Annotated in this window: 32 protein-coding genes; 17 read left to right on the top strand and 15 right to left on the bottom strand. The window is 70.9% G+C overall.

Annotated features, from left to right (window positions below):
- Positions 1-359 precede the first annotated feature (359 nt).
- Complete coding sequence (locus ORI60_RS22785) at positions 360-1967, top strand: PucR family transcriptional regulator (RefSeq protein WP_266039883.1); 1608 nt, start codon at positions 360-362, stop codon at positions 1965-1967.
- 110 nt (positions 1968-2077) lie between these two features.
- On the opposite strand, the gene ORI60_RS22780 is transcribed toward ORI60_RS22785, so the two are convergent.
- Complete coding sequence (locus ORI60_RS22780) at positions 2078-2557, bottom strand: HIT family protein (RefSeq protein WP_266039882.1); 480 nt, start codon at positions 2555-2557, stop codon at positions 2078-2080.
- A gap of 172 nt (positions 2558-2729) precedes the next feature.
- Positions 2730-3590 carry a LysR family transcriptional regulator gene (locus ORI60_RS22775; protein WP_266039881.1) on the bottom strand — a complete coding sequence of 287 codons (861 nt, stop codon included), beginning with the start codon at positions 3588-3590 and terminating at the stop codon, positions 2730-2732.
- A gap of 69 nt (positions 3591-3659) precedes the next feature.
- Here ORI60_RS22775 and ORI60_RS22770 point away from each other — a divergent pair, with 69 nt between their 5' ends.
- Entirely contained in the window at positions 3660-4250 is a 591-nt protein-coding gene (locus ORI60_RS22770; protein ID WP_266039880.1) for a short chain dehydrogenase, read from the top strand.
- On the opposite strand, the gene ORI60_RS22765 is transcribed toward ORI60_RS22770, so the two are convergent.
- Positions 4238-4819 carry a TetR/AcrR family transcriptional regulator gene (locus ORI60_RS22765; RefSeq protein WP_266039879.1) on the bottom strand — a complete coding sequence of 194 codons (582 nt, stop codon included), beginning with the start codon at positions 4817-4819 and terminating at the stop codon, positions 4238-4240. The two genes, ORI60_RS22770 and ORI60_RS22765, sit on opposite strands and share 13 nt — an antisense overlap.
- Positions 4820-4921: 102 nt before the next feature.
- Between ORI60_RS22765 and ORI60_RS22760 the strand changes: the two genes are divergently transcribed.
- Both ORI60_RS22760 and ORI60_RS22755 read left to right on the top strand, forming a co-directional pair.
- Positions 4922-6445 carry an MDR family MFS transporter gene (locus ORI60_RS22760; protein WP_266039931.1) on the top strand — a complete coding sequence of 508 codons (1524 nt, stop codon included), beginning with the start codon at positions 4922-4924 and terminating at the stop codon, positions 6443-6445.
- 13 nt (positions 6446-6458) lie between these two features.
- Positions 6459-6944 carry a universal stress protein gene (locus ORI60_RS22755; RefSeq protein WP_266039878.1) on the top strand — a complete coding sequence of 162 codons (486 nt, stop codon included), beginning with the start codon at positions 6459-6461 and terminating at the stop codon, positions 6942-6944.
- Here the strand turns inward: ORI60_RS22755 and ORI60_RS22750 are convergent.
- On the bottom strand, positions 6917-7966 hold the full coding sequence (locus tag ORI60_RS22750) for a LacI family DNA-binding transcriptional regulator (RefSeq protein WP_266039877.1): 1050 nt from the start codon (positions 7964-7966) through the stop codon (positions 6917-6919). The two genes, ORI60_RS22755 and ORI60_RS22750, sit on opposite strands and share 28 nt — an antisense overlap.
- A 99-nt stretch (positions 7967-8065) precedes the next feature.
- Here ORI60_RS22750 and ORI60_RS22745 point away from each other — a divergent pair, with 99 nt between their 5' ends.
- The 5 genes from ORI60_RS22745 (at position 8066) to ORI60_RS22725 (ending at position 12498) form a co-directional block, all read left to right on the top strand.
- Complete coding sequence (locus ORI60_RS22745; RefSeq protein WP_266039876.1) at positions 8066-9922, top strand: discoidin domain-containing protein; 1857 nt, start codon at positions 8066-8068, stop codon at positions 9920-9922.
- Between the two features lie 40 nt (positions 9923-9962).
- Positions 9963-11777, top strand: a complete 1815-nt coding sequence (locus ORI60_RS22740; protein WP_266039875.1) for a lectin — start codon at positions 9963-9965, stop codon at positions 11775-11777.
- An 82-nt stretch (positions 11778-11859) separates the two neighbouring features.
- Positions 11860-11985, top strand: coding sequence for a hypothetical protein (locus ORI60_RS22735; protein WP_266039873.1), 126 nt, complete (start codon positions 11860-11862; stop codon positions 11983-11985).
- A 34-nt stretch (positions 11986-12019) separates the two neighbouring features.
- Positions 12020-12337, top strand: coding sequence for a hypothetical protein (locus tag ORI60_RS22730; protein WP_266039872.1), 318 nt, complete (start codon positions 12020-12022; stop codon positions 12335-12337).
- A complete protein-coding gene (locus tag ORI60_RS22725) occupies positions 12334-12498 on the top strand; it encodes a hypothetical protein (protein ID WP_266039870.1) in 165 nt (54 codons plus the stop codon). The genes ORI60_RS22730 and ORI60_RS22725 overlap by 4 nt, the downstream gene beginning before the upstream one ends.
- A 5-nt stretch (positions 12499-12503) precedes the next feature.
- Here ORI60_RS22725 and ORI60_RS22720 read toward each other — a convergent pair whose 3' ends face one another.
- The 4 genes from ORI60_RS22720 to ORI60_RS22705 form a co-directional block, all read right to left on the bottom strand.
- Complete coding sequence (locus tag ORI60_RS22720; RefSeq protein WP_266039869.1) at positions 12504-12779, bottom strand: hypothetical protein; 276 nt, start codon at positions 12777-12779, stop codon at positions 12504-12506.
- A 111-nt stretch (positions 12780-12890) separates the two neighbouring features.
- A complete protein-coding gene (locus ORI60_RS22715; RefSeq protein ID WP_266039868.1) occupies positions 12891-13310 on the bottom strand; it encodes a DUF6292 family protein in 420 nt (139 codons plus the stop codon).
- 206 nt (positions 13311-13516) lie between these two features.
- Positions 13517-14815 (bottom strand): hypothetical protein, encoded by a 1299-nt coding sequence (locus ORI60_RS22710; RefSeq protein ID WP_266039867.1) that lies wholly within the window; start codon positions 14813-14815, stop codon positions 13517-13519.
- 12 nt (positions 14816-14827) lie between these two features.
- Positions 14828-15607, bottom strand: a complete 780-nt coding sequence (locus ORI60_RS22705; protein ID WP_266039866.1) for a hypothetical protein — start codon at positions 15605-15607, stop codon at positions 14828-14830.
- Positions 15608-15716: 109 nt separating this feature from the next.
- Here ORI60_RS22705 and ORI60_RS22700 point away from each other — a divergent pair, with 109 nt between their 5' ends.
- Both ORI60_RS22700 and ORI60_RS22695 read left to right on the top strand, forming a co-directional pair.
- Positions 15717-16646, top strand: coding sequence for a LysR family transcriptional regulator (locus ORI60_RS22700; RefSeq protein WP_266039865.1), 930 nt, complete (start codon positions 15717-15719; stop codon positions 16644-16646).
- Positions 16630-17013: an HNH endonuclease gene (locus ORI60_RS22695; protein WP_266039864.1), complete on the top strand. Its 384-nt coding sequence runs from the start codon at positions 16630-16632 to the stop codon at positions 17011-17013. Before ORI60_RS22700 ends, ORI60_RS22695 begins: the two co-directional genes overlap by 17 nt.
- On the opposite strand, the gene ORI60_RS22690 is transcribed toward ORI60_RS22695, so the two are convergent.
- The 3 genes from ORI60_RS22690 to ORI60_RS22680 all read right to left on the bottom strand — a co-directional run bounded on the left by ORI60_RS22690 (position 16976) and on the right by ORI60_RS22680 (position 19197).
- Positions 16976-17890, bottom strand: a complete 915-nt coding sequence (locus tag ORI60_RS22690) for a DUF6891 domain-containing protein (RefSeq protein WP_266039863.1) — start codon at positions 17888-17890, stop codon at positions 16976-16978. The genes ORI60_RS22695 and ORI60_RS22690 overlap by 38 nt on opposite strands.
- Before the next feature lie 22 nt (positions 17891-17912).
- The gene (locus ORI60_RS22685; protein ID WP_266039862.1) at positions 17913-18359 is read right to left on the bottom strand and encodes a hypothetical protein; all 447 of its coding nucleotides are present in this window, start codon (positions 18357-18359) and stop codon (positions 17913-17915) included.
- Positions 18360-18435: 76 nt separating this feature from the next.
- Complete coding sequence (locus ORI60_RS22680) at positions 18436-19197, bottom strand: hypothetical protein (RefSeq protein WP_266039861.1); 762 nt, start codon at positions 19195-19197, stop codon at positions 18436-18438.
- A 294-nt stretch (positions 19198-19491) separates the two neighbouring features.
- Here ORI60_RS22680 and ORI60_RS22675 point away from each other — a divergent pair, with 294 nt between their 5' ends.
- The 3 genes from ORI60_RS22675 (at position 19492) to ORI60_RS22665 (ending at position 21743) form a co-directional block, all read left to right on the top strand.
- Positions 19492-20889: a protein adenylyltransferase SelO gene (locus tag ORI60_RS22675; protein ID WP_266039860.1), complete on the top strand. Its 1398-nt coding sequence runs from the start codon at positions 19492-19494 to the stop codon at positions 20887-20889.
- A complete protein-coding gene (gene tsaA / locus ORI60_RS22670) occupies positions 20889-21284 on the top strand; it encodes a tRNA (N6-threonylcarbamoyladenosine(37)-N6)-methyltransferase TrmO (RefSeq protein WP_266039859.1) in 396 nt (131 codons plus the stop codon). The genes ORI60_RS22675 and tsaA overlap by 1 nt, the downstream gene beginning before the upstream one ends.
- A gap of 279 nt (positions 21285-21563) precedes the next feature.
- A complete protein-coding gene (locus tag ORI60_RS22665; RefSeq protein ID WP_266039857.1) occupies positions 21564-21743 on the top strand; it encodes a DUF3040 domain-containing protein in 180 nt (59 codons plus the stop codon).
- A 93-nt stretch (positions 21744-21836) separates the two neighbouring features.
- Here the strand turns inward: ORI60_RS22665 and ORI60_RS22660 are convergent, their stop codons facing one another.
- From ORI60_RS22660 to ORI60_RS22650, 3 genes are read right to left on the bottom strand one after another with little or no spacing between them, the layout of a single operon-like run.
- Entirely contained in the window at positions 21837-22391 is a 555-nt protein-coding gene (locus tag ORI60_RS22660; RefSeq protein ID WP_266039856.1) for a hemerythrin domain-containing protein, read from the bottom strand.
- 12 nt (positions 22392-22403) lie between these two features.
- Positions 22404-23090 (bottom strand): hypothetical protein, encoded by a 687-nt coding sequence (locus ORI60_RS22655; RefSeq protein WP_266039855.1) that lies wholly within the window; start codon positions 23088-23090, stop codon positions 22404-22406.
- Positions 23068-23394 carry a plasmid stabilization protein gene (locus tag ORI60_RS22650; RefSeq protein WP_266039853.1) on the bottom strand — a complete coding sequence of 109 codons (327 nt, stop codon included), beginning with the start codon at positions 23392-23394 and terminating at the stop codon, positions 23068-23070. The genes ORI60_RS22655 and ORI60_RS22650 overlap by 23 nt, the downstream gene beginning before the upstream one ends.
- An 81-nt stretch (positions 23395-23475) precedes the next feature.
- Here ORI60_RS22650 and ORI60_RS22645 point away from each other — a divergent pair, with 81 nt between their 5' ends.
- Genes ORI60_RS22645 through ORI60_RS22635 form a run of 3 tightly spaced genes read left to right on the top strand, consistent with a single transcriptional unit; the run spans position 23476 to position 26047 of the window.
- On the top strand, positions 23476-24660 hold the full coding sequence (locus tag ORI60_RS22645; RefSeq protein ID WP_266039851.1) for a cytochrome P450: 1185 nt from the start codon (positions 23476-23478) through the stop codon (positions 24658-24660).
- Positions 24657-25451 (top strand): SDR family oxidoreductase, encoded by a 795-nt coding sequence (locus ORI60_RS22640; RefSeq protein ID WP_266039850.1) that lies wholly within the window; start codon positions 24657-24659, stop codon positions 25449-25451. The genes ORI60_RS22645 and ORI60_RS22640 overlap by 4 nt, the downstream gene beginning before the upstream one ends.
- Positions 25451-26047, top strand: a complete 597-nt coding sequence (locus ORI60_RS22635; RefSeq protein ID WP_266039849.1) for a flavodoxin family protein — start codon at positions 25451-25453, stop codon at positions 26045-26047. The genes ORI60_RS22640 and ORI60_RS22635 overlap by 1 nt, the downstream gene beginning before the upstream one ends.
- On the opposite strand, the gene ORI60_RS22630 is transcribed toward ORI60_RS22635, so the two are convergent.
- Positions 25957-26544, bottom strand: a complete 588-nt coding sequence (locus tag ORI60_RS22630) for a phosphatase PAP2 family protein (RefSeq protein ID WP_266039848.1) — start codon at positions 26542-26544, stop codon at positions 25957-25959. The two genes, ORI60_RS22635 and ORI60_RS22630, sit on opposite strands and share 91 nt — an antisense overlap.
- Positions 26545-26546 lie beyond the last annotated feature (2 nt).

Raw genomic sequence — 26546 nt, 5'->3', positions numbered from 1 at the left:
CTGCATGCCGTCTGCCTTACGTTGCTTTTCTGGACTGGGCTTTACCCCTAGGTACAGCCCAACCGATCGCCTCAGGTGATTTCATAGACTCAAATGAGACATACTTATCATCGGCCTGCCATCGCATGCAGCTGAAGCTCCCGAAGAGTGCGCGGCAGGCATACCGGATCGAGGTGCCCCGCGTCCGATCCCCGCGTCGGTGCGCCGGATCGTCGGGGTCGGCGTGTTCCTCGGCAACCTCATGCCCGATCCGAACGAGACCTACGTGGAGGGCACCTGACCAGCCTGAACATGCTGGTGCGCCAGTAGGCTTCAATCATTGGACAAGTTCCTGTGTAGACGGTTGGCAAGGTGGTGGCATGAGCCCGCGAACAGGCCTCACCCGCGTGCTGGACGACCTGGGCACCACGCTGATCGACCTCGTGCGTGGTGATCCGGGCCGTGCCACCGACATCGGCGGCGTGGTGATCCACGATCCGGAGGACGACCAGGTGCTGCCGCCGTGCGCGCTGGTGCTGGGCGTCGGCGTGCGCGAACCCGCACCGCTGCTGGCCCTGCTGGGCGAGGAGGGGGCGGCCGCGCTGGTCGTGCGCGGGCCGATCGCCCTCACCGCGGAGCTCTCCGAGGCCGTCGACCGCTCCGGGGTGACCCTGCTCGGCCTGGCGCCGGGCGCGTCGTGGACCCAGCTCGCCGCGATGCTGCGGTCGCTGCTGGCCGAGGGCGAGGTCGACCCGTCGGAAACCCTCGGCGGCGTGCCGGCCGGGGACCTGTTCGCTCTGGCCAACGCGGTGGCGTCGCTGATCAGCGCTCCGGTGACGATCGAGGACCGCAGCTCGCGCGTGCTCGCGTTCTCGGGGCGCCAGGACGAGGCCGACTCCTCGCGCGTCGAGACGATCCTGGGCAGGAAGGTGCCCGCGCGCTACACGCAGATGCTGGAGGCGCGCGGGGTGTTCCAGCGGCTCTACCGCAGCGACCAGCCCGTCTACATCGAGGGCCTGCCCGCCGACGACGGGTCGCTGTGCCTGCCCCGCCTCGCCGTGGCGGTGCGCGCGGGCGACGAGTTCCTCGGCTCGATCTGGGCCGCCGTCCGTGCGCCGCTGTCCCCGGACGACTCCACCGCCTTCGGCGACGCGGCGAAGCTCGTGGCGTTGCACATGATGCGCCAGCGCGCGGGTGCCGACGTCGAACGGCGGCTGCGCGCGGACCTCGTCTCGACCGCGATCGAGGGAGGCGCGGGCGCGGCGGAGGCGGTGCGGCGCCTGGGTCTGGCCGACCAGGCGTGCGTGGTGCTGGCGCTGGCGCTCGCCCACTCGCACGGCGACGACCCGGCCGCGCACGCCCGGCTGCTGGCCGAACGCCAGCAGATCGCCGACGCGCTCGCCATGCACCTGACGGCCGTGCACCCCCGCGCCGCCGCCGCGTTGATCGGCGACGTCGCCTACGCGATCCTGCCCGCGGAGTCGGACGACCGGGCCCTGCGGATCGCCACGGACTTCCGCAACCGCATCGGCAACCACGTGCTGGTGGGCGTCGGCGAGGTGTCCGACGGCCTCACGCTGTCGCGGTCGCGGGCCGGTGCCGACCTGGTGCTGCGGGTGTTGCGGGCCGGGCGCGCGTCCCGGTCGGTCGCGCGGGTGTCCGATGTGCACAGCGAGGGCTTGTTGCTGGAGCTGTCGGACCTGATCGCCGAACGCGGCGACACGCTCACCGGGCCCGTCGCGCGGCTGATCGAGTACGACCGCAAGCACAGCGCGTGCCTGGTCGAGACGCTCAGCGCGTGGCTAGACGCCTTCGGCGACGTGGCCGCCGCGTCCGCCGCCGTTTTCGTACACCCCAACACCTTCCGCTATCGGCTGCGGCGGCTGTCGGAGGTCGGGGAGATCGATCTCAGCGATCCGGACGCGCGGTTCGCGGCGATGCTGCAGCTCCGGCTGTGGCGGCCAGGCGGCGCCGCGCCGGCGCGATGAACGCTTCGGTCGACGGGTGCGTCGCCGGTGGCGGCCATGCCAGGTGCACGACGATCGGGTCGGCGTCGGTCAGCGGCACTCATGTGGGTGATCGAGTCAAGCGCAGTGCGCTAGTTCTCCGTGTTGGCGGGCGCTGCTGGTGATGGGTCGGCGTTGATGACGTCCAGCCCCTGGCGAACGGCTCCAGCTTCTTCGTCGAGCAAATGGCGAGCACGGGTGGCCCAGTCCGCGTCGATGCGGAAGCTGTCGCCGCGGAAGCGTGGAAAGACGTGCAGGTGGAAGTGGAAGATCTCCTGGAAGGCGGCTTCTCCGTCGGCGAGGAACACGTTGACGCCCTCGCAGCGCAGGCCTGAGCGTCGAAGGGCGCGGGCGACGCGGTGGCCGATCCTCCAGACGTGTGTGCTCGTCTCCTCGTCCAGGTCTTCCAGCCCGATGGCATGCAGCCGTGGCACTACGAGGACGTGCCCCGGCGTCACCGCGCCGAGGTCCATGAACGCAACGACTCGATCATCTGCATATGCCACGCTCGCCTCGGCCTCTCCGGCGACGATGGCGCAGAAGACGCATTTCTCAGGACTCTGGTCGTTCACGTCCAAAGCGTTGCAGTTGCGTCGTGGGCGACGCGAGCGAGTTCCCGGTCCTCCAAGCGCACCACCTTGCGTCCTCTCGAGGCGCTCGTTGCACCAGAGTGCCCTCGTGACGCACACGAACCAACTCCGGAGACCACACCACGTTCACCTTCCAGGCCGCCGTGACCCCGAACTACACGACCGGCCCGAGGCTGAGATGACGCTGCGCCAGCTCAACGAACACCTCCGTCAACGGATGCGCCGCCACCTCCGGCCACGCCAGGTGCACCACGATGGGCTCGGCATCGGTCAAAGGCAGGTAGGTCACGCCGGGATGGGGGTGGTGGTGACTGGTGCCGGCCGCCGTCACCCCGACCGCCGTGCCGGTCGCGATCGACGTGAGCCACTCGACCACGCCGGGGACGTCCACCGTGCGCGGGCGCGCTCCGGCCGGCCAGAGGTCGGCGCCGGTGGTCGCCGCCGTCTCGCACACCGCGACGCACTCGCCCACGAGGTCGTCGAGCACGAGGGCGTCGCGGGTCGCGAGCGGGTGGTCGTCCGCCACCGCCGCGATCCGGGGTTCCTCGACGAGCGCGACGTGCGCCAGGCCGGTCCCGGCGGGTTCGGTGCGCAGGACGGCCACGTCCGCCTCACCTCGGCGCAGTGCCGCCTCCGGGTCGTCGGCCTGGCGGATGCGCACGAGGACGTCGGGGTGTTCGGCCCGCCACTCGCGCAGGAACGGGATCGTGAACCGGCCGAGCGCGGCCCAGGCGAAGGTCAGCCGGATCGGCTGCGGCTGGGCGGCGTCGGCCAGGGCCGCGTCCAGGGACGTGAGGATGCGGTGGCTGTGCTCCCACAGGCGCAGGCCGGGCTCGGTCAGGGCGACGTGCCTGGTCGTGCGTTCGACCAGCCGCACGCCCAGGCGTCGTTCCAGTTGGTCGAGCGTGCGGGAGAGCGCGGGCTGCGTGACGTGCAGCGCCTGGGCGGCCGCGGTGATCGACCGGTGGTCGCCGATTGCCGCGAGTGCCCTCAGATGACGCAGCTCGACATTCATGACCACCGATCATAAGTGCTGCACGAACGGCATTTCCCACCTCGCGGGACCGCACCTAGCGTCGGCGGCATGAGGATTCTGCTCGTTGGAGCGACAGGGTTGCTGGGCACCGCGGTGCACGAGGTGCTCGTCGAACGCAAGCACGACGTCGTGACCGTCTCACGCACTGGAGGCGACCTGCAGTACGACGTGACCGACCCGGCCCAGGTGGCCGATCTCTACCAGACCGTCGGCCAGGTCGACGCCGTCGCGTCGGCGGCCGGGCACGTGCCGTTCAAGCCGTTCGGTGAGCTGACGATCGCGGACTACCAGGCCGGGGTGACCGGGAAGGTGCTCTCCCAGGTCGCGCTGGTCCGGGAGGGGCTCGCCCACGTGACGGACTCGTTCACGCTGATCACGGGCGTGCTGGCGCGCGAGCCGATCGTCACCGGTGCCGCCGCGTCCCTGGTCAACGGCGCGGTCGAGGCGTTCGTGCGCGCCGCCGCCGTCGAGATCGCCCCGCGGCGCGTCAACGCCGTCAGCCCCACCGTCTTCACCGAGGCGCTGGAACGCTACGGCGACTACTTCCCCGGCATGAAGCCCGTGCCGCTGGCCGACGTGGCGCAGGCCTACGTGCGGTCGATCGAGGGACGGCAGACCGGGCAGGTCTACGTGCCCTGAACCTGGACCCGTCCGAGGAGGCGGTCCACGAGGTCGGGCAGCTCCTGCGCGCCGGCTCCCTCCAGCCACAGCGCGATGCCCGTGCGGATCGTCGTGAGGAAGGTCGCCGCCATCAGCCGGGCGGCCTCCTCGTCCGGTTCGCGGCGGACGAGAACGGCGGCCAGGTCGCGTTCGAGCGCGACCTGGTCCCCTGCTTGACGTGCGAGCAGCGACGGGTGTCGGCGCAGCAGCCGGAGCTGGGCCATCCACTCGACGTCCGGCAGGGGCCGGACGCGGTAGAGCTCGGCGGTGGACGCGCGCAGGGCCTGCCAGGCGCCTTCGCCGGCCGGACGCGCCTCCACCATGGCCACCAGCGCCCTGAGCCGCTCGCGGTCGGCGTCCAGGACGGCGTCCTCCTTGCTGGTGAAGTAGTTGGAGAACGTCCTGCGCGAGACACCCGCCGCGTCCGCGATGTCCTCGACGGTCACCCCGTCCAGCCCGTGCTCCATCGCGAGCCTCAACGCCGCCGCGGCCAGCGACCGCCTGGTCACCGCCTTGTTGTGCTCCCGCCGCGTGGTGAGGGTCTCCATGCCTTCCAGCGTAGCGGTGTAAGTTGCTCATTGCGCAAACTTGCACAACGCGCAAGAATTGTGGTGACGAAGGGGCGGGACGTGAAGATCGAAACTCGGGCGATGGGGCACCGGCAGGTGCTGGAGTCGCTGTCCGGACTGCTGCTCGCGCTGTTCGTGGCCATGGTCAGCTCCACGGTGGTCTCCACCGCGCTGCCGCGGATCATCGGCTCGCTGAACGGCACGCAGACGCAGTACACCTGGGTGGTCACGGCCACCCTGCTCACGGCGACGGCCACCACCCCGCTCTGGGGCAGGCTCGCCGACCTGTTCAACAAGAAGACGCTGGTCCAGGCCGCGATCGTGATCTTCGTGATCGGCTCGCTGCTCGCCGGCTTCGCCCAGGACACGGGCCAGCTCATCGCCGCCCGCGCGTTCCAGGGCCTCGGCGTCGGCGGTCTGCAGGCACTGGTGCAGGTCGTGATCGCCGCGATCATCCCGCCGCGCGAACGCGGCCGCTACAACGGTTACCTCGGCGCGGTCATGGCCGTGGCGACGGTCGGCGGCCCGCTGCTCGGCGGCCTCATCGTCGACGTGTCGTGGCTCGGCTGGCGCTGGTGCTTCTGGGTCGCCGTGCCGATCGCCGCGCTGGCGTTCGTCGTGCTGCAGGCGACGCTCAAGCTGGAGACCGTGCGCCGGGAGAACGTGAAGATCGACTACCTGGGTGCCGGCCTGATCGCCGCGGGCGTGAGCGTGCTGCTGGTCTGGGTCTCGTTCGTCGGCAACTCGTTCGACTGGATCTCGTGGCAGACCGGGGCCATGGTCGGCGGCGGTCTCGTGCTGCTGGGCGCGGCGATCGCCGTCGAGCTCCGGGTCGAGCAGCCCGTCGTGCCGCTGCACATCGTCGTCCAGCGCACCCCGGCGCTGGCCATCATCGCGAGCCTCTCGGTGGGCATGGCGATGTTCGGCGGCGCGGTGTTCCTCGGCCAGTACTTCCAGATCGGCCGTGGCTACAGCCCGACCGAGGCCGGCCTGCTGACCATCCCGCTGATGGCGGGCGTGCTGGTGTCGTCCACGATCTCCGGCCGCCTGATCAGCCGGTCCGGCAGGATCAAGCCGTACATCGTCGCGGGCACGATCATCCTGGTGCTCGGCTTCCTCGGCCTGGGCTTCGTCGACCACGCCACCGCGCTGTGGATCGTCGGCGTCGCGATGGCCGTCGTGGGCATCGGCGTCGGCATGACGATGCAGAACCTCGTGCTGGCCGTGCAGAACAGCGTGCCGCTGAGCGAGCTGGGCGCCGCGAGCGCGTCCGTCACGTTCTTCCGCTCGCTGGGCGGCACGATCGGCGTGTCGGTGCTCGGCGCCGTCCTCGCCAACCGCGTGACGGCGGACCTCTCCGCCGCGCTGCACGTGCCGGCGGGTCAGTCGACCGGCAGCACCAGCGCGCTGAACCTCTCCGCCCTGCCGCCCCAGGTGCAGACGATCGTGCACACCGTCTACGGCGACGCGACCGCGCACATCTTCCTGATCTCCGCCGCCGTCGGCGTCGTGGGCATCGTCGCGGCACTGCTGCTCAAGCCGATCACGTTGCGCACGACGATCGATCTCGAGAAGAAGGAAGCAGACTCAGCGGTCGCACGATAACCGAGGAGCACCCATGAGCGCCGGCCTGAACAACGCCTTCGAGTCCACAGTGGACTGCTTCGGTCCCGCTCCCCTGCCGTCGTCGAGGACCATCATGGTCGGGATGGACGGCACCGACACCGCCATGCGCGCGGCAGCGGCCGCGTTCGGCCTGGCCCGCCGCCAGGGAGCCCGTCTGGTCGTCACGTTCGTGGCGTGCCACTCGTCCCTGGCGGCGCTGAGCCCTGCCGTCGCCTCCGTGTTCGAGCACGAGGCGACGGCACGGCTGCACGCCGAGCTGTGCGACCAGGTCCGGGAGTTCGCCGAGGAGCTCGACGTGCCGGTGACGTTCGCGAAGGCGTTCGGCGACCCGTACACGGTGCTGCGCGACTCGGCCGACCAGTGCCAGGCCGACATGGTCGTCGTCGGGGCGTCGCAGCAGGCCGGGCACCGGTTCGCCGGGTCGGTGGCGACGCGGCTGATCAGGTCAGGTCACTGGCCGGTTCTCGTGGTGCCCTGACCCCGCACCTCGGACGACACGACGCCCGCCGTCGACTCCCGCAGGACCAGCGTCGTCGCCAGCTCCAGGTGCAACGCCTCCGGCCGGTGCCCGTCCAGCACCCGCATCAGCTGCGTGACGGCGATCCTTCCCATCTCCTGCAACGGTTGCCGCACCGTCGTCAGCCGCGGGCTCGTGGCCTCGGCCAGGTCGATGTCGTCGAACCCGGCCACCGACAGGTCCTGGGGCACGCGCAACCCTCGTTCCCGTGCGGCCTGCAACGTGCCGACGGCGACCTTGTCGTTGAAGCAGACGATGGCGGTGGGGCGGGGGTCCAGGTCGAGCAGCTCCGCCGCGGCGCGCTTGCCGTGCGCCGTCGTGGCCTCCACGTGCCGCAGCCGCTCCGGCGTCAGCAGCACCCCCGCCTTGGCCAGCGCCGCGCGGTGGCCCGCCAGTCGAGCGTCCCCCGCGAGCCACTCCTCCGGTCCGGCGATCACGGCGATGTCGCGGTGGCCGAGGCCGATCAGGTGGTCCGCGACGGCCCGCGCGCCGGACGAGTGGGCGGCCGAGACCGCGGCGATGTCCGGCGGTGGCGGGGTGCGGGGGTCGACCACGACGAACGGGAATCCCGACTCGGACAGGGCGACCAGCTCGTCCCCCTCCTCCGGAGGCAGGATGAGGATCGCGGCGTCGACACCGGCCTCGCGCGGCAGCGCCTTGAGCGCGTCGCTGCGCTGACCCGACTCCCCCGCGTCCAGCAGCACGCGCAGGCCGTGCAGCTTCAGCGTCTCGGCGATCGAGGAGACGATCAGGCCGAAGTAGTCGGTGAGCACGTACGGGCACCGGACGTAGACGGTCCGCAGCCTCGCGGGCGTCTCCTGCCGGCGCCGTTCCACGGCCTGGAGCACCAGGTCACGGGTGCGCGGCGCCACGTTGACGTGATCGTTCAGCACGCGGGACACGGTCGCGACCGACACACCCGTCTCCGCCGCGATGTCACGGAGACTAGCGCGCTGTTTCACGTGCTCGATCTTGCGTTCCACCAGGTCAATGTACCGGAACTCCTCCAGACCATTGACCCTTGCCACGACCGGGTGTTTCATCCTGGAAGCTGATGTTTCACAGTGACGATTGGGTGTTACATGAGACGAACCGCGATCGTGGCCCTGGTGCTCGGGCTCACCGCTGCACCGGCGGCGGAGGCGTCCGGCGCGCCTGAGGTGCGGGTGTGGGTGACCACGCCTGATCGCGCGGAACTGATGCACGAACGGCCGCGCGTCACCTTCGGCACCGGCACGTCGGCGCATCCGACGATCGTGGTCTACTCCGGCCGCCAGTACCAGGAGATCGACGGCTTCGGCGCGTCCATCACGGACTCGTCCGCCGAACTGCTCGCGGGTCTCGCCCCGGCCGTCCGCGCCGAGACCATGCGCAAGCTCTTCGACCCGGTGCACGGCATCGGGGTCAGCTTCCTGCGCCAGCCCATCGGCTCGTCCGACTTCACGGCCGCCGCCGAGCACTACACCTACGACGACGTGCCGGCCGGGCAGACCGACTTCCCGCTGCGGCACTTCAGCGTCCGCCACGACGAGGCGAAGATCCTCCCGTTGCTGCGGGAGGCGAAGCGCCTCAACCCGCGCCTGAAGGTCATGGCCACGCCGTGGAGCCCACCGGCGTGGATGAAGGACAACGACTCGCTCGTCGGCGGCAGGCTCAAGGACGACCCGAAGATCTACGACGCCTACGCGCGCTACCTCGTGAAGTTCGTGCAGGCGTACGCGAAGGCCGGTGTGCCGGTCGACTTCCTGTCCGTGCAGAACGAGCCGCAGAACCGCACGCCCGACGCCTACCCCGGCACGGACATGCCCGTCGCGGCGCAGATCGAGGTGGTCGAGGCGCTCGGCCCGAAGCTCAGGCTCGCCAGCCCGCGCACCAAGATCCTGGGCTACGACCACAACTGGGCCACGCACCCCAACGACGGCACGGCGGAAGCCGACTACCCGTACCAGATCCTGAAGAGCAAGGCCGCGAAGTGGCTGGCCGGCACCGCGTACCACTGCTACTACGGCGACCCGAGCGCGCAGACCGAGTTGCGCGACGCCTTCCCGGACAAGGGGATCTGGTTCACCGAGTGCTCAGGCTCCAAGGGCGCCACCGACCCGCCCGCCAAGGTCTTCAGCGACACCCTGCGCTGGCACGCCCGCAACGTCGTCCTCGGCACCACCCGCAACTGGGCCCGCAGCGCGGTGAACTGGAACATCGCCCTGGACAGCACCGGCGGCCCGCACAACGGCGGCTGCGGCACGTGCACCGGCCTCGTCACCGTGCAGCCGGACGGGTCGGTTGTCACCGACGCCGAGTACTACACGATCGGCCACCTCTCGAAGTTCGTGAAGCCCGGCGCGCGCCGCGTCGCCAGCACGTCGTTCGGCACCACCGGCTGGAACGGCCAGATCATGGACGCCGCGTTCCGCAACCCGGACGGATCCACGGCCCTGGTGGTGCACAACCAGCACGACGACCCGCGCTCGTTCGCCGTCAACGCCGGTGACCGCACGTTCGAGTACACCCTGCCCGGCGGCGCGCTGGCGACGTTCACCTGGACCAGCCGGCTCCGCGACAAGCTCGACGCCGTGTCGCTCAAGGGCGCCACCGCCATCCCCGACGGCGCGCTCGCGATCGACGACGACGCGTCGACCCGCTGGTCCAACGGCGCGGCCCAGGCTCCCGGTCAGTTCCTGCAGGTCGACCTGGGGCGTCGCGAGGACTTCCGCCGCGTGGCCGTGGACTCCGGCGGCAACCTCGGCGACTACGCCCGCGCCTGGGAGCTCTCGGTCAGCGACGACGGCACGACCTGGCGCTCGATCGCGTCCGGCGCGGGTGTCGGCCAGCTGACCACCATCGACGTCCGCCGGACGAGCGCGCGGTACCTCCGCATCACCTCCACGGGTTCCGCGAGCAACTGGTGGAGCATCGCCGACTTCCGTTTGTACGACTGAACATCTGCTGTCGGGCGCCCAACCCCTGCAAGGAGCGCTTATGTCAAAGACGACACAACGCTGGCGCGGCATCGCGATCGCGGCGGCCGTGGTGACGGCGGGGAGCACGCTGGTGTCCCCCGCCGCCACCGCGGCGACCAACGCGAGCGTGTGGCTGACCACCGCTGACAAGTCGAACGCACTGACCAGGAAGGCGGACGTGACGTTCGGCTCGGGTGGCACCGGGTCGACGATCACGGTGAACCCGAACTCCACCTACCAGTCGATGGTGGGCTTCGGCGCGTCGTTCACGGACGCGGCGGCGTGGAACATCTTCAACTCGCCGCGCCGCAACGAGATCATGAGCAACCTGTTCGACAAGAACACCGGCATCGGCCTGAGCTTCCTCCGCCAACCGATCGGCGCGAGCGACTTCTCCAGGAGCTTCTACACCTACAACGACGGCGCGGCGGATCCGTCGCTCTCGCGGTTCTCCATCGACCACGACAGGCCGTACATCCTGCCGCTGTTGCAGCAGGCCAAGCAGATCAACCCGCAGCTCGCCGTGATGGCGACGCCGTGGAGCGCGCCGGCGTGGATGAAGAACAACAACAACCTCATCCGGGGCTCGCTCAACGACAGCCGCATCGGGGTCTACGTCGACTACCTGGTCAAGTTCGCCCAGGCGTACAGGGCCGCGGGCATCCCGATCGACTACCTGAGCGTGCAGAACGAGCCGCTCTTCGAGCCGCCGGGCTACCCCGGCATGTACATGTCGCCGCAGCAGCAGGTCAACGTCATCAACACCCTGGTGCCGAAGCTGCGCGCCGCCGGTGAGCAGGCCCGCCTGCTGGGCTACGACCACAACTGGGACAACGTCGACTACGCGCAGACCGTCAACAACGGCGCGGGCGGCAACGTGATCGGGTCCGCGTGGCACTGCTACGGCGGTGACCCCAGCCGGCAGTCCATCGTGAAGAACAACCAGCCCGGCAAGGACGTCTTCTTCACCGAGTGCTCCGGCACGAGGTCGGCCGACGACGCCGCGACGTTCCGCGACACGTTGCGCTGGCAGGGCATGAACCTGGCGATCGGCGCCACGCGCAACCACGCGCGGACCGTCGCCATCTGGAACATGGCGCTGGACCAGAACAACGGTCCGGTGATCGGCAGCTGCACCAACTGCACGGGTGTCGTCACGACCAACGGCGGCAACGTCACCTACAACGCCGAGTACTACGTCCTCGGCCACCTGTCCAAGTTCGTGCAGCCCGGCGCGGTCCGCATCGACTCGACCGGCTTCGGCGAGGGTGGCGTGCAGAACGTCGCGTTCCGCAACCCGAACGGCCAGATCGTGCTCGTCGCCCTGAACACCGGCGGTCAGCAGGACTTCCGCGTCTCCTACAGCGGCCAGACGTTCGGCTACACCCTCCCGGCGGGGGCGATGGCGACGTTCACCTGGCCCGGCACGCTCGACCCAGGCCAGCCCGGCGGGCGCACGGGTGCCATCACGGGCCTGGGCGGCAAGTGCCTCGACGTCACCGACGGCTCGACCGCGAACGGCACCCTGCCGCAGCTGTGGACCTGCTTCGGCGGCCCGAACCAGACGTGGACCCTGCAGTCGGACGGCACGGTGCGCGGCCTGGGCAAGTGCCTCGACGTGACCGCGAACGGCACGGCGGACGGTGCGGCGGTCCAGCTCTGGGACTGCTTCGGCGGGCCCAACCAGAGGTGGACGGCGTCCGGCGGCACGCTGGTGAACGTGGGCAGCAACAAGTGCCTGGACGTCATCGGCGGCAACACCGCGGACGGTGCGAAGCTGCAGATCTGGTCCTGCACCGGCGGGGCCAACCAGCGGTGGACGGTGCCCGCGTAGGTTGAGCGGAAGACCGGTGTCCGCAGACACCGGTCTTCCCGTTCCGGCGCTTGAGGCCAGGCGGCGTGGGTAACCGCTGGACATGACCGATCCCGTCAACCCTGAAGCACCGCACTCGCCGGGCACGCCGAGCCTCGACGACCTGGACGTCGAGGAACCCGAAGTCACGCAGGAGACGACCGAGGACGAGAGCGAGCCGCCGGACTGAGCATGGCCGGCCGTCCAGTGGATACCCCCGCACCATGGACACCGAGGAACTCCGGCGCTTCGTCCTCGATCGGCTGACCGAGGACGAACAGCGCCTGGCGCGAGGAGAGTTGCCGCTGCTCGACGAGGCCGAGGGCCGGGGCAGGCTGCGCATCACGCGTTCCGACGACGGCGCCGGCCTGCTCCTGCTGCCCGGTCCGATCCAGGCCGCGGAGGAACGCCACCCCGTGCCGTTCCCCGAGAAGCTCACCCAGCTCCGCACCGAGGTCGAACGCGGCGACGACGAGGCGTTGCTGCGACTGCTCGCCGAGGCCTACGACACCCACCACGACTGGCAGGAGGAATGGCGATGAGCACGCCGGAACCCGACCGCGCGACAGCGGAGAGCGAGCTGGAGGACGCCGACATCGGCGGCGAGCACACCAGGCCGACCTACGCCGACGAGAACCCCGGTGGCCCGCACCGGGGACGCGACGAGTCAGAGCCCCACGACGAGGGCGGAATGGACCAGTAGCGGCGTCACGCGCGGGCCGGCACGACGGCCCGCCTGCCGGGCAGGAACCCGCGCGCCGCGGTCAGCAGCATCCGGGCCTCCATGAGCTCCCCGTACTCCAGGTGCTCGTCGGCCGCGGCGACGTGCTCCAACGCCCTCGCGGGCACGTCCGGTGCGTCCATCACGGCTTGCGCCAGGCACTTGCGCGCCTGCTCCGCCTGCTCGGCGAGATCCGCTCCGGCCGTGGTGCGCAGGTGGACGAGCGCGTCGCAGATAGCCCGGTCGAACGCGTTGGTGTTCATGTGCTCCGCCTTGCAGACAGTCGGGATCGGGGCGCGCCGACTGCTTGACGCGCCACCGGCTACCCGCGCCGTCCGGCGGCCAAACCACCGAACTTGAATTTTTCTCCGCGCCTACGACAGGACGTTGGCGCGCTGCGCGGGCACGAACGCGGCGAAGTCGCGGTTGACCTGCTCCCGCACCTGCTCCTCGTGCAGCACCCGCTCGACCCACGCGGCCACCACGGCCGGCGCCGGGCGCGGGTCACCGTCGAGCCGGGCCACCTCCACCAGCTCGCCCAGCCGGTCCTCGACCGCGACCGACCAGCCGCTCTGCTCGTGCCACACCAGCGCCACGTAGTGCTCGGGGAAGTTGGTCAGGCGCCCGTCCAGCGCCACGTACGCGTTCACCCGCGGCGTCATCTCGACGCACGAGCTGTCGCCGCTCAGTCCGAGCTTGGAGACGACGTCGCGGACGTAGCGCTGGACCTCGAGCGCCGCCGAGTCGTCGAAGTCGATGTCGAAGGGAAAGTCGAAGCCGAAGTCGATCGTCATGTCGCGGTCCATGCGAGCCGTGCCTCCGTCAGCCGTACACACCCAGTGCTGCGCAGGTCGAATACCCACGCGGGGTGTAGGCCAAACGCTTCTCAGAACGTTCGTACGGTGAGGCGGGATTCGCGCGCACGGCGCGCACGCTCGCCCTGACGAGGGGACGGCTCAGTGCAGAGCCATGACCGCGTCCGCCTCCGCCGCGTCGGAGATCACCCATTCGGGTTCGTCCCGCCACCGGTCCAGCGACTCGGACGGCACCCAGCCGGAGCCCTGCGAGGTCTCCTCGACGCCTCCGGCGCGACCCGGCCCTGCTCGTCGTGGATCTCGAGGAAGCGGGGCTCCGTCGAGGCGATCCTGCGCGTGACGCGCTTCAGGCCGGAGCCGGTGAGCGGCAGGGTGATCAGCGTGCGCGGCTTGCCCGTGGGCAGCCACTGGCCTTCGCGCAGGAACATCTCCCACCGCTCGGAGCCGTCAGCGGGGACGCGGACGAGCGAGTACGCGTTGTCGAGGTTCGCGACCTCGCGCAGCCGCCGGAAGGCGGCGAAGTAGAAGTGGCCGCCGACAGGCCGGGCGGCCCGGCGGGCGGCGCGGACGCGCAGGCGCGCGGCGAGGTCGTCCCGCTCGGAGCTGTCGAGCGGAACGGAGAACTCGTGCCGGCGCTGGAGCTTCGGCACGACGTCGTACGCCGAGTCGAGGTCGAGGACGTCGGTCAGCCGGTGGAAGACCGCGTACCCGGCGGTGTCCTGCGCCCGTGCCGCGGTCCGCCAGCGCACGGTGAGGCGCGCCATCGTCTCGACGACGCGCGCCATGGACGTCTGGACGGCGGTCATGCGCGGTTCGCGGGTGGCCTGGGCGAGCAGTCTCGACGGCTGCGGCTCCGGCTCGCCGGTGAAGGCCAGCTCGGCGAGCTCGCCGTCCGGGTTGTCCACCACCCTGGTGACCGCAGCCACCGGCAGGCCGTCCACGAGGACGACGTGGTGGGAGCAGCCGCGGTCCCACTGCGCGTCCACCAGCCGCTTGACGTGCGCGGCCTCGGTGAGGCTCAGCGCGACGTACTCCTCGTTCGCGTCGTGGCCGAGGTCGATGCGGCGGAGCTTGTCGCTGGGTTCCCACGTCTCGTGCCCGGCGTACTCCTCCTCGACCCGGCCCTCCGGCCGGCGGATCAACCGGTCCACAGTGGTCAGATCGAGCACACCGAGGGCCTGCTTGAACGAGGCGTAGTAGGTGTAGTCGGTCAGCTCCGACTCGTGCCTCCGCGCGCGGATCGCCTTGGTCATCTCGACCAGCAACCCGTTGGCGTGGCGGACGTCCGCGTCACGGGCCCGCCAGTCCGGTTCGGACGGAACGCGGCTCAGCAGGTCCGACGGCTCCCAGCGCAGGTCGTGCGTGAAGGCTTCCTCGACGGCACCCGTCAGCCGCACGACGGCGAACGGAAGCCGTTGCCCCTCAACGTGGATGACGACGTAGCGGATGTCCGGGCCTGCTTCGCTCGCGTGGTGGTCCCCCATAGCGGGGACACTCTACCGCTGCAGGAGCGTGCGAACGGCCACCGTGGTCCACGCGGCCACCAGCGCGCCGTACAACACCACGGCCACCGCGGAGAACAACACCGACGGCACCCGGACCGCGAGCGCGCTCGTGCCGGTCACCAACGTGCCGAGCGGGAACACGAAACTCCACCACGTCAACGCGAACGGCAGCCCGCGCCGCGCGGTCCGCACGGTGACGGCCGCCGCGAGAGCGACCATCGTCGCGAACAGGCTGACGCCGAACAGCGCGTAGCAGCCGAGCACCATCGCCTGCCGCGACGAGCCTTCGGGCAGGTGCTGCGCCAGCAGGGCACCGGAGGCGGCGGACACCATCGGCGGCACCACGGGCATCAGCCACCCGGCAAACGCGCGTTCGCCGCTGCCTATCATCCGCAGCGGCACCAGCACCGACGTCGCGAGCCCGAGCACCGTGCCGGCGACCCACAGCGTCCAGTCGACGGCCAGCGCGGCGGGCAGCCCGATCCAGTCCTTCCCGAGCAGCAACGCCCCGGTGCCGACGGTCATCAACGCCATCGGCGGCGCGCCCCAGAACTGGGCCATCACGGGGTCGGCGAGCTGAGCGCGCACCGTCGCCCACGTCCAGCGGCGCAGGGCGGCGGCCACGAGGAAGGCCAGCAGGGCGGCGTCCAGCGCCCACACGTACGTGGCGGCGGTGTGCAGGCCGGGCATCGAGGCACCGGCCGTGGCGACGATCCCCGTCCCCATCACGGACGCGAAGAGGTTCGGGCCGAAGGGCGCCGCTCGTCGCACCTCTGGGGCACGGTGTGGTCGAGGTGCGAGAGCGGTCACGACATGACAATCCTCGGGCGGGGCCCGCCTCGGTAGACACCGATCGCCGATGTGGACATAGGCTGGCCCTATGCCTCTTCCGTCCAGGGTCACCGACCTGACCAGCTTCGACCTCCTGCTGAGCGTCGCCGAGCTGGGCAGCATCGGCCGGGCGGCCAAGGCGCACGGCATGTCGCAGCCCAGCGCCAGCGAGCGGCTGCGGACCCTCGAGGCCCGCGTCGGCGTCGCGTTGCTGGAACGCACCCCGCGCGGTGCGCGGCTCACCACGGCGGGTCAGCTGGTGGCCGGCTGGGCGGCGCAGGTGATCGTCCGCGCGGCGGACCTCGACGCCGGCATCACCAGCCTGCGCGCGGACCGGCAGAGCCACCTCAGGATCGCCGCGAGCCTCACCGTGGCCGAATACCTGCTGCCCGCGTGGCTGATCGCGCTGCGGTCCGTCAGCCCGGACACCGCGACCGTGCTGTCGGCGGGCAACTCGGTGCACGTCGCCGAGCAGGTGCTGGCAGGGAAGGCCGACCTGGGGTTCGTCGAGAGCACCGACGTGCCGGCGGGTCTCGCCAGCCGCGTCGTCGCCACGGACGAGCTCGTCCTCGTCGTCGCGCCCGCCCATCCCTGGGCCAGGCGCCGCCGGGTCGCCGCCGCGAAGGCCGCCGCGACGCCGATGGTCAGCAGGGAGTCCGGTTCGGGCACCCGGCAGGCCTGGGAGCACGCGCTGCGGGTCGCGGGCATCACCGAGTCCGCGGTCCCGTTGCTGGAGATGTCGTCGACCACCGCGATCAAGGCGGCCGCGATCGGCGGCATCGGCCCGGCCGTGCTCAGCCTCCACACCGTGGCAGCGGACATCGCCGCCCGCACGCTCGTCCGCGTCGAGGTCGGCGAGGTGGACCTGCACCGCGCGTTGCGGGCGGTCTGGCCGTCCGGCCGGACACCCCGGGGGCCCGCCTCCGACCTGTTGACCATCGCGACGCGTACTCTCACCCACCGTGCCGACCGGCGGTAGCAAACAGGTTCGCGCCGCGCGCAAGCGCAAGAAGCGCATGGCTCGCGTCGTCCACGACCTCACCGACGCGCAGTGGGACGCCCTCAAGACGTCGTGGGGCGGCTGCGCGTACTGCGCGGCTCCGGCCGGGTCGCTGCAGAAGGACTGCGTGCAGGCCATCTCGCGCGGCGGCCGCTACACGCTGGGCAACGTCGTGCCCGCGTGCGGATCGTGCAACGCCAGCAAGTGCAACGCCGAGGTGACGGGCTGGCTGCGGCGCAAGAAGCTCGACGAGCGCACGTTCCTGGTGCGCCACTACGAGATCTCGGCCGAGCTGACCACCCGCTTCGCTACCCCACCAGACGCCGTCGCCAGTCCAGAGGCGTGACGCTGATGGACCGGCCGGGATCGCGGTTCCAGCTCGTCCGGAGGCCTGCCGCCTCCAGCGCCGCCACGACCTCGTCACCGATGGCGGTGGTGGTCTCGGCCGTTCCGTCGAACCCGCCGTACAGCAGCGCCAGGCCGTGACCCGCCGCGGCGGAATCCGTGCACTGGCTGTGGAAGTAGACGAAACCGCGCGCACCCGGCGCGCTCTCGCCGCCGATCTCGTCCTGGCCGCAGGTGCGGCAGCAGGTGAAGTTCTCGCGGGCCGTGATGCCGGCCTGCTCCAGCGCCGCGAACGCGCGGGTGAGGCGTTCGGGATCGGTCTCGCCCTGCCAGGTGGCCTGTTCCGCGACCCGCTCCAGCCACAACCGGTCGACGAGCGCCGCCGCCTGCTCCCGCGACACGGGCCGGCTGTCGCCGCTGACGAGGTAGTCCTCGGCGAGCTCCGTGAGCTGGGCGCGGGAGGAGTAGCCGCCGGCCAGCACCTCGCGAACGCGTTCCTCCAGCTGCTCGCGGTCGGCGTCGGCGAGGTCGAGTGGCGGCACCGCGGGCTCGGGTGGCAGACCCAGCGACGACCACGCGAGACCGCTGTCCCACCCGGCGTCCTGGCGCGCCCAGCCGGTCAGCGCCGCGATGGCACCGTCGAGCCCTGCCGTCGCCGCGAAGTGCCGGTCGGCGCCACCGTCGCGGTGCTCGACCGCGTAGTCGCCACCGTTCTCGTGCCAGATCTGGGCGAACACGCCGGGCAGGTCGGGCACCCGCTGGACGACCAGGAACCGGTCACCCGCGCCACCGATGCGCCGCACCAGATCGGCCAGCTCCTCGGCGGACACGCGCACGTGCCGCTCCCCGTTCTCCGTCTCCACCACGATCTCGAGCATGCGGAGACTCTAAACGGCGGGCTCAGGCGGAGTTGCGAACGGCGTTGTACCCCTTGTAGAGCGCGTCCCACGCCTTCTTGCAGCGGGCGTGGAGCTGCCCGTCCCCGCTGACGCCACCGGCCGCGAACCACGGCTCGCACGGCCCGATCTCGGCGAGCTGGCGGCGCACGTCGGTGAGCGCGGCCTGGCCCGCGGGCGGCAGCTTGGCGGCCTGCTTCTCGACCTCGTCGACCACCCCCGTCACGTCCGGCATGACGTGGCTGCAGTTGTCGGCCGGGGCGACGGGTTCGCCGCGCAGGCGGGCGGCGCAGTCCGTGAGCAGGACGCCGATGGCGTCGAGCCTGGGCTGCAGGTCCGGCAGCGGTGAGCCGGTGGCCGAGGTCGCGGCCGGGGTGATCTTGGGCAGGGACGACGTCCCGGTGCCGCACCCGAGCAGGAGGAAAGCCAGCGCAATGGCGGAGTAGCGCATGCCGAGCAGCGTAGCGAGACGACGAGGCCGCCAGAGCCGGGGAGGCTCTGGCGGCCTGTCGTTCACCCGATCAGGTTCACGCGCGGATGTAGGACTTCACGCCGTCCGGGAAGCCGAGCGCGGCCGTGTCGGCGACGTCAGCGCTCACGACGGCGGACTTGCCCTTGCAGCCCGGCTCGGACCAGATCTTGACCGCGCCGTCCGGGGAGAGGGACCGGAAGCCGCCGCGGAGGTCGGCGCACCGGGCCTCGACCTTGACGCCGGTCGCGAAGTTGTCGCCGCTGAAGTCGTCGAAGTTCTTGCCGGAGAAGAACGTCACCGAGTTCGCGGGCTTGGCGCCGGGAGCCGGCGGAGCGGGCTGGGTGACCGGGGCCTCGGCGGGGGCGACGGCGCGTTTGCCCTCGGGGTTGATCACGAACCACTTGTTGCCGACGTTCTGGCCCTTGATGTCTCCGGCCTTCTCGTCCTTGCTGAACAGGTAGACGGGGCGGCCGCCGATCGTCACCTGGGTCGCACCGTCCTGGCGCTTGACGAAACCGATGTTCTCCCGCTTGATGCCGGGGAAGAAGAGCTTGGTGCCCTTCGTGACCGTGATGGGCGGCCACGTCTTCGCGCAGTCACCGTTGCAGTTGGACACCCCGCCGTTCACCGGGTCGTCGCTGAACCAGTAGACCGAGAGCCCCTTCCCGTTGACCACCGCGGGCTCCAGACCGCCGGCGTTCGCGACACGCAGCTCGACCCACTTCTGCTTCACCTCGAGGGATGCGGACGCCGGCGCGCGGTCACCGGTGCTCCGGTCCGCCTTGTTGGAGCCGGCCGATCCGCGCAGGAAGTCCACACCGGACTCATCGGTGGGCGCCTGCCGCGTCTCACCGGCCTGTTCCGTTGCGGGGGAAGCGGATCCGCTCTGCGCGGCACCCTGACCGCAGGCCGTCAGAGCGACGACACCGACCGCGAAAAGGGCAGCAACGAACCCAACTTGCTTGCGACGCATTGTTTTTCTCATTCCTGAGTGGACTTTCGCCAACCTGTTCACCTCCCATCACGTACGCCCCCTCCGATCGGTTCAGCGGAGTTCGGGTTGAGAGCGCGATCACACGCCCCGCCGCGCCCACCCGGTACCGTTGGAGGTGTGAACATCAGCCTGAGCAGCGACTTCGCCGACGCGGTGCCGGAGATGGCGGTCTCGTGGGAGGCCGTCCCGGTCGTCGAACCGGAACTCCTGGCGCTCAACGAGCCGCTCGCGCGGGAGCTGGGACTCGACCCGGCCTGGCTCCGAGCCGGCGGGCTGTCCTTCCTCGTGAGCAGCAAAGGCGTCGCCCAGGCCTACGCGGGCCACCAGTTCGGCGGCTACTCCCCCAGGCTCGGCGACGGCCGCGCGCTCCTGCTCGGTGAACTGACCGACGCCGGGGGCCGCCTCCTCGACCTGCACCTCAAGGGCTCGGGCCGCACCCCGTTCGCCCGCGGCGGCGACGGGCTGGCCGCCGTCGGCCCGATGCTGCGGGAGTACCTCGTCAGCGAGGCCATGCACGCCTTGGGCATCCCCACGACCCGCGCGCTGGCCGTCGTCTCCACCGGCCACGTCGTGCAGCGCGAGGAACCGCTGGCGGGTGCCGTCCTGGCCAGGGTCGCCGCCTCGCACCTGCGCGTCGGCAGCTTCCAGTACGCCCGCAACACCGGCGACCTGGACCTGTTGCGCCGCCTCGCCGGCCACGCGATCGCCCGCCACCACCCCGGCAGCACCTGCCTGGAGCTCTTCTCGCACGTGGTCGCCGCCCAGGCGTCCCTGGTCGCGCGGTGGATGCTCGTCGGCTTCATCCACGGCGTGATGAACACCGACAACATGACGATCTCCGGCGAGACCATCGACTACGGTCCGTGCGCGTTCATGGAGGCCTACGACCCGACGACGAAGTACAGCTCCATCGACCACCGGGGCCGTTACGCGTACGGCAACCAGCCGATCATCGCCGAGTGGAACCTCGCCCGCCTCGCCGAAGCCCTCCTGCCGCTGTTCGCCGACGACGAGGACGAGGCCGTCTCGCTCGCCCTCGCGACGCTGCGGACGTTCGACGAGCACTTCCAGGAGGCCTGGATCGGCGGCATGAGGGCGAAGCTCGGCGTGTCCGGCGACGTCAAGCCCCTGCTGCAGGACCTGCTCGCGCTGATGCACGAGAACAATGTCGACTTCACGTCGTTCTTCCACCTGCTCGGCAAGGCCGCCCGGGGTGACGCGGAGCCGGTCCGCTCCCTGTTCCTGGACCTGGCGGCCGCCGACGCGTGGCTCGCCCGCTGGCGGGAGCTCGGACCCGACGGCGAGGCGATGGACCGGGTCAACCCCGTCTACGTGCCGCGCAACCACCTGGTGGAGGAGGCGCTGGCTGCCGGGGCGGACGGGGACATGGGCCCGTTCGACCGGTTGCTGAAAGCGGTTACCTCCCCGTTCGGCGAAAGGCCCGGCCTGGAATACTTCGCGGCTCCTGCACCGCAGGACTTCAGTGCCACCTACCGGACCTACTGCGGGACTTGATGAAGCTGCAGCCGATCGGCCACGTCGAATCGCCCCTCACCGACCGCTCCGCCGCGCCCAAGCAGCCGGACGAGGGAGCGCCGGAGGCCTTGCTCGTGTTCGCGCCCGAGTACGCACGGGCGATGCGCGAACTGCGACCGGGCCAGGACGTCCTGGTCCTCACCTGGCTCGACCGCGCCGACAGGTCGGTGCTGGCCGTGCACCCCCGCAGCGACCCGGACCGGCCGGAGACGGGCGTGTTCTCCACGCGGTCGCCGGACCGGCCGAACCCCATCGGCCTGCACCACGTCCGGATCACGGCGGTGGACGGCCTGGGCGTGCGGGTGGCACACCTGGAGGCCGTCGACGGCACGCCGATCGTCGACGTCAAGCCTGTCCTGGGCGCGGAATGCTGACCTGCCGGGGAGCGGGGTTTGACCGGCGGGTACCCCGTCGTCATGAGCCAACCAGTACCGCCGGCGGAGCCCGTGCCGACCACGCCGGGCCCGGACCAGCCGCGCCCCACAGGACCTGACCAGCCCCAGCCGCCCGGACCGGACCCGGATCCCCTCCGCCCGCCCGGTCCGGACCCCGACCCCCTGCCGCCGGAACCGAAGCCGATCTAGCGGTTTGAACGGCCGGAAAGCCGGGTACGGGTGTCGTGGCACTGCCGGACCTCACCCCTGGAGCACGCCATGCTCAGTCGAGAGGAACACCAGCGGCTCGTCGACATCGAGGAGCACCTCCGCGCCTGTGACCCCGACCTGGCCCGCGCGCTGAGCGAAGGCCCCCTCTCGCAGAGGAACCTGCGCCAGCGCGCGGTGGCCGTGCTGGCGCAGTTGTCGTTCAGGAAGCGAACGGGTTCGGCCGGGTGACGGCTTCTTCCTGACGGGCGCAGGCGCCGGCTTTCACCGCCGCACGCGGAAGCGGGGCCGCGGCGTGCACCGCGACCCCGCTTCCGGACGTCATCAGGAGGAAGCAGCCTTCTGCAGCTCCCGGCGCAGCTGCTCCTTCGACATGCTCGAGGCGCCGTCCAGCCCCAGGTTCTTGGCCTGCAGGAGCAGTTCCTCACGCGTCGCCTGCCCCGGCATCTCGCCGAGGTGATCGGCCCGGCTGCGCGCGAACGCCTCGCCGAGCTCGTACCGGCGTTCCGCGCTGAGCCGCTGGCGCATGCCCGGCAGGACGGTCTTCTCCTCTTCCTCCACGTGGTGGGTGATGGAGTCGACGACGTCCTGCAGCGCCTTTTCGTACTGCGGGGAGTCGTACTCGGCGTCGAGGAGCTTGGCGAGCAGCTGCTCGGCCTCGGCGTGCTCCTCCTGGCTGTGCTCGACCTCGTCCTCCCCACCCGCGTCCTTGGCGACCGGGTAGACCTCGGCCTCCTCCGCGCGGCTGTGGGCGACCAGCAGGCCGCAGAGCACCGGGGTGAGCAGCGGCCGTTTCTCCGGGTGGTTCTTCAGCTCGTCGAACAGGCGCTCCACCTCGCGGTGGTCCTGCATGATCAGGTCGACGACGTCGTACTGCATGGTGGTTCTCCTTCAGTTCGGGTTGTTCCTCGGATAGCGCGTGGAGATGGGCGCGATGCCGCGCCGTCCGATTCGGCCGAGCGCGACGCCGAAAGCACTGATGACGGCGATCGCGACGACCACGGCGATGACGATCGACCAGGTCAGCGTGGTGCCGAGCAGACCGGAGGCCGCACCGGCGATGACGCCGGCGACGAGTCCGTTGACGAGGTTCACGAGGCCGGCGACCCCGAGCGCGGTGCCGATCAGCCGTGGGCGCCTGGCGTTGCGCCAGCCGGTCTGACCGGCGTCGGCCTCGACGCCCAGGGTGTCGTCGTGCAGCTGGCGGACGAACACGTCCCTCGTGGACGGCTCGAGTTCGGCGTAGACGGCCCTGATGCGGTTGATCCCCAGGCCCGCCTGGACGTCCTCGATGGTCAGCTCGACCGTGCGGAAGAGGGTGGCGAGCCCGATCAGGAACAGCGCGGTGAAGACGACGAGCAGCAACGTGAGCAGCACCGTGCGCGGCACCACCTGCGCGACGAACCCGAGGGCGATCATGGACGCGGAGATCGTCGTCAGCAGGTGGCCCGCGCGTCCGGTCGCGTCGGTGATCGTCGCCGTGCGGATCATCTGCAGCGTGTTGTGTTCCATCGTGAGGATCGTGAGCGCCGACGCCTTGTCCACTTCCGCCACGTCAGCGGCCGAGCGCGTTGGCAAGTTCCTTCTTCGTCATCGTGGAACGGCCCTTGATGTTCTTCTTCTTGGCCTCGTTGTAGAGCTGTTCCTTGGTGAGGCCCTTCGGGCGGTTCGTGCCCGACCGCCGGCCACCGCGCTTCTGCGGTGACATGTCCTGAGTGGACGACTTGCTCGCCGTCTTCGACTCACCGGCCTGGGCCCGGTTCTTGTTCACCGTCCGCGCCGCGATCTCCTTCGCGCGCTTCGGCGAGGCGCCTCGGTCCTCGGCGGAGTCCTTGATGTGCTCGTACTGGCGTTCCCGTTTCGCGTTCGATCCCGCGGGCATCACGACCTCCTGACTCGATGCTGGTCCGCGAATACCCCCGGTCAGGACGATTCACACCCGATCGACCGGGTAGCCGGGGACATGGCGATCTCCACCCGACTCGACACCGCCCGCGTGCTCGCGACGGTGCTGCTGCCCACCCTCGCCAAGGGCGTCATCGTCCGCAGGCCCGGCGTGATGGCAGCCGCCGAGAAGCTCCAGTCCGACACGCGCGCGATAGACACGATGCGGAAGCTGCGCGACCGCTACGGCCCGGAACCGGTGCGCCTGCGCATCACCGGCCGCAGCGTCGCGGTGCTGGTCGACCCCACGGACGTCGGCAGACTGCTCGCCGGGTCGCCGGAGCCGTTCGCGCTGGCCACGAAGGAGAAGAAGGCCGCCCTGAAGCACTTCCAGCCGCACGGGGTGCTCATCTCCGAGGGGCCGCAACGGGATCGGCTGCGCCAGCTCAACGAACGCGCGCTGCGACCGGAGAACGTGCCGGCGGAGGCGATCGTGCGCGACGAGGCCGACCTGCTCACCCGGCACGTGATGAGCACCGGCGAACTGACGTGGGAGGCGTTCAACCAGGCGTGGTGGCGCGTCGCGCGCAGGATCGTCCTCGGCGGCGGCGCCCGCGGCGACGACCAGCTCACCGACGACCTGAAGGCGCTGCGCGAGAACGCCAACTGGGCGTTCCTGCACCCGAAGCAGCGTGCTCTGCGCGAACGCTTCCAGCGCCGGCTCGACGGACACCTGGCCCGGCGAGAGGAGGGCAGTCTGGCCGCGCAGCCCGGCGACCTGTCCGGCCAGGTGCCGCACTGGCTGTTCGCGTTCGACGCGGCCGGGATCGTCACGCTGCGAGCACTGGCCATCGGTGCGCGCGGCATGAACGGCATCCTGGAGTCCGCGCGGTTGTGGCCGACGACGCCGGTGATCCTGCGCGAGAGCACGATCGCCACCCGCTGGCACGGCACGTGGTTGCCGGAGAACACCGAGTTCGTCGTGTTCACGCCTTTCTTCCACCGCGACCCGGACAGGCTGCCGTTCGCCGACCGGTACGCCCCGGAGATCTGGGACGGGCCGCGCGACCCGGCGATCGTGCCGTTCAGCGCGGGACCCGGTGAGTGCCCCGGCCGCGACCTGGTGCTGACCACCGCGGCGACGATGCTGGACACGCTCTCCGAGCACCTCTCGTTCCCGGCGCTGAGTGCTCCGCTGCCGGGCACGCTGAACCACTTCGGCATCCGCATGCCGGCCCAGCCGACGGGTACTCGCGTTTCATGAACACACCCCGCTACGCCGTGGTCACAGGCTCGGACTCCGGCATCGGCAAGGCCGTGGCCGTCGCGCTGGCCCGTGGTGGCGTCGACGTCGGCGTCACGTACCACGAGGACGCCGCCGGCGCCGAGGAGACGGCTCAGGAGGTTCGCGAGGCCGGTGCGCGCTGCGCGGTGCGGCAACTGGACCTCACCGACCTGCCGGACGCCGCCGGTGTCGTCGACGAGCTGGCCGCCGAACTGGGCGGCGTCGACGTCCTGGTGAACTGCGCCGGCACCGGGAGCAGCCAGAAGGCGCTGGACATGCCGTTCGACACCTGGCGATCGGTGCTCTCGGTCGACCTCGACGGCGCGTTCCTGTGCTGTCAGCGCGCGGCCAGGCACATGATCGAGGCCGGACGTGGTGGACGCATCATCAACATCACGTCCGTACACGAGCACCTGCCGCGCGTGGGCGCCGCGCCGTACTGCGCCGCGAAGGCCGGGCTCGGCGCGCTCACCGAGGTGCTCGCCCTCGAACTGTCCGAGCACGGCATCACGGTCAACTCGGTGGCACCGGGCGAGATCTCGACGCCGATGACCGGCCAGGAGGACGTCGACCCGCACACGCGGTCGCGTCCGGGCGTGCCGCTCGGCAGGCCGGGCAGCGCGCACGAGGTGGCCGCCGTGGTGGCGTTCCTGGCGACCCCGGCCGCGAGCTACGTGACCGGGTCGTCGTTCGTCGTGGACGGCGGGATGTCGCTGATGGGGCCGCAGGCCAGCCAGCTCATGACCGACGAGAATTGGAGGCAGACCTGATGCGTGCCGTGGTGCTCAACTGCACCTTGAAGAAGTCGCCGGAGCAGTCCAACACCGACCTGCTCGCCCAGGTGGTGATCGACGAGCTGACCAAGAGGGACGTCGAGGTCACCTCGTTCCGGCTGGCCGACCACGAGATCCCGCCCGGCGTCGTGACCGACCTCGGCGGCGGCGACGAGTGGCCGAACGTCCACCGGCTGCTGCTCGACGCCGAGATCCTGGTGTTCGCGACCCCGACATGGGTCGGCCGGCCTTCGTCGCTCGCGCAACGGGCGCTGGAACGGATGGACGCCATGATCTCCGAGACCGACGACCAGGACCGGCCGGTCGCCTACAACCGGGTCGCGGGCGTCGTGGTGACCGGCAACGAGGACGGCGCGCACCACGTGATCAGCGAGATCTGCGGCGGCCTCGGCGACATCGGCTACACGATCCCCGGCCAGGCGTGGACGTACTGGAACCGGGGTCCCGGCCCCGGCCCGAGCTACTCCGACACCGACGAGGGTCACGAGTGGTCGGAGAAGACCGGCCGCACGATGGCCGCCAACCTGCACGCCGTCGCCCTGGCCCTGGCAGAACGCCCGATCCCGGCCTGAACCAGCGCCACGAGCGCGCCGATCGCCAAGCCGCCCAGGACGTCCGTGGGCCAGTGCACACGGGTCCTGAGGCGGCTGTAGGCGACCAGCAACACCAGCGGTGTCACGAAGAAGGCGGCCTCGCGGTCCGTCAGCGCGGTGGCGGTGCCGAACGCGGCCGCCGTCACCGCGTGCTTGGACGGGAACGACGACGAGTCGGGGTGCTCCGGCAGCTCCTGCCGCGCCGGCATGCTCGCGACCTGGGGCCGGCGCCGGTGCACGACCACGCTCACCAGGTGCCCCAGCGGCATGGCGACCACGGCCGCGGTGAACGCGCGCTTCGCGGTCTTCTTCCTGCCGCACAACGCGAGCAGCCCGGCGACGGGCAGCCACAGCAGGCCGCCCCGCGCGGTCAGGCTGGCGGCGATGATGATCGGGTGCGGACGCCGGGTGGGCAGCGCCTCGCTGTTGTGCAGCGAGTCCTCGTCGAGTTCTTCTAATTCGTCCTCACCTGTCATCC

This window comes from Lentzea sp. NEAU-D7, assembly GCF_026242055.1.
Taxonomy (GTDB): Bacteria; Actinomycetota; Actinomycetes; order Mycobacteriales; family Pseudonocardiaceae; genus Lentzea.
This window is presented reverse-complemented; position numbering and strand designations above follow the sequence as displayed.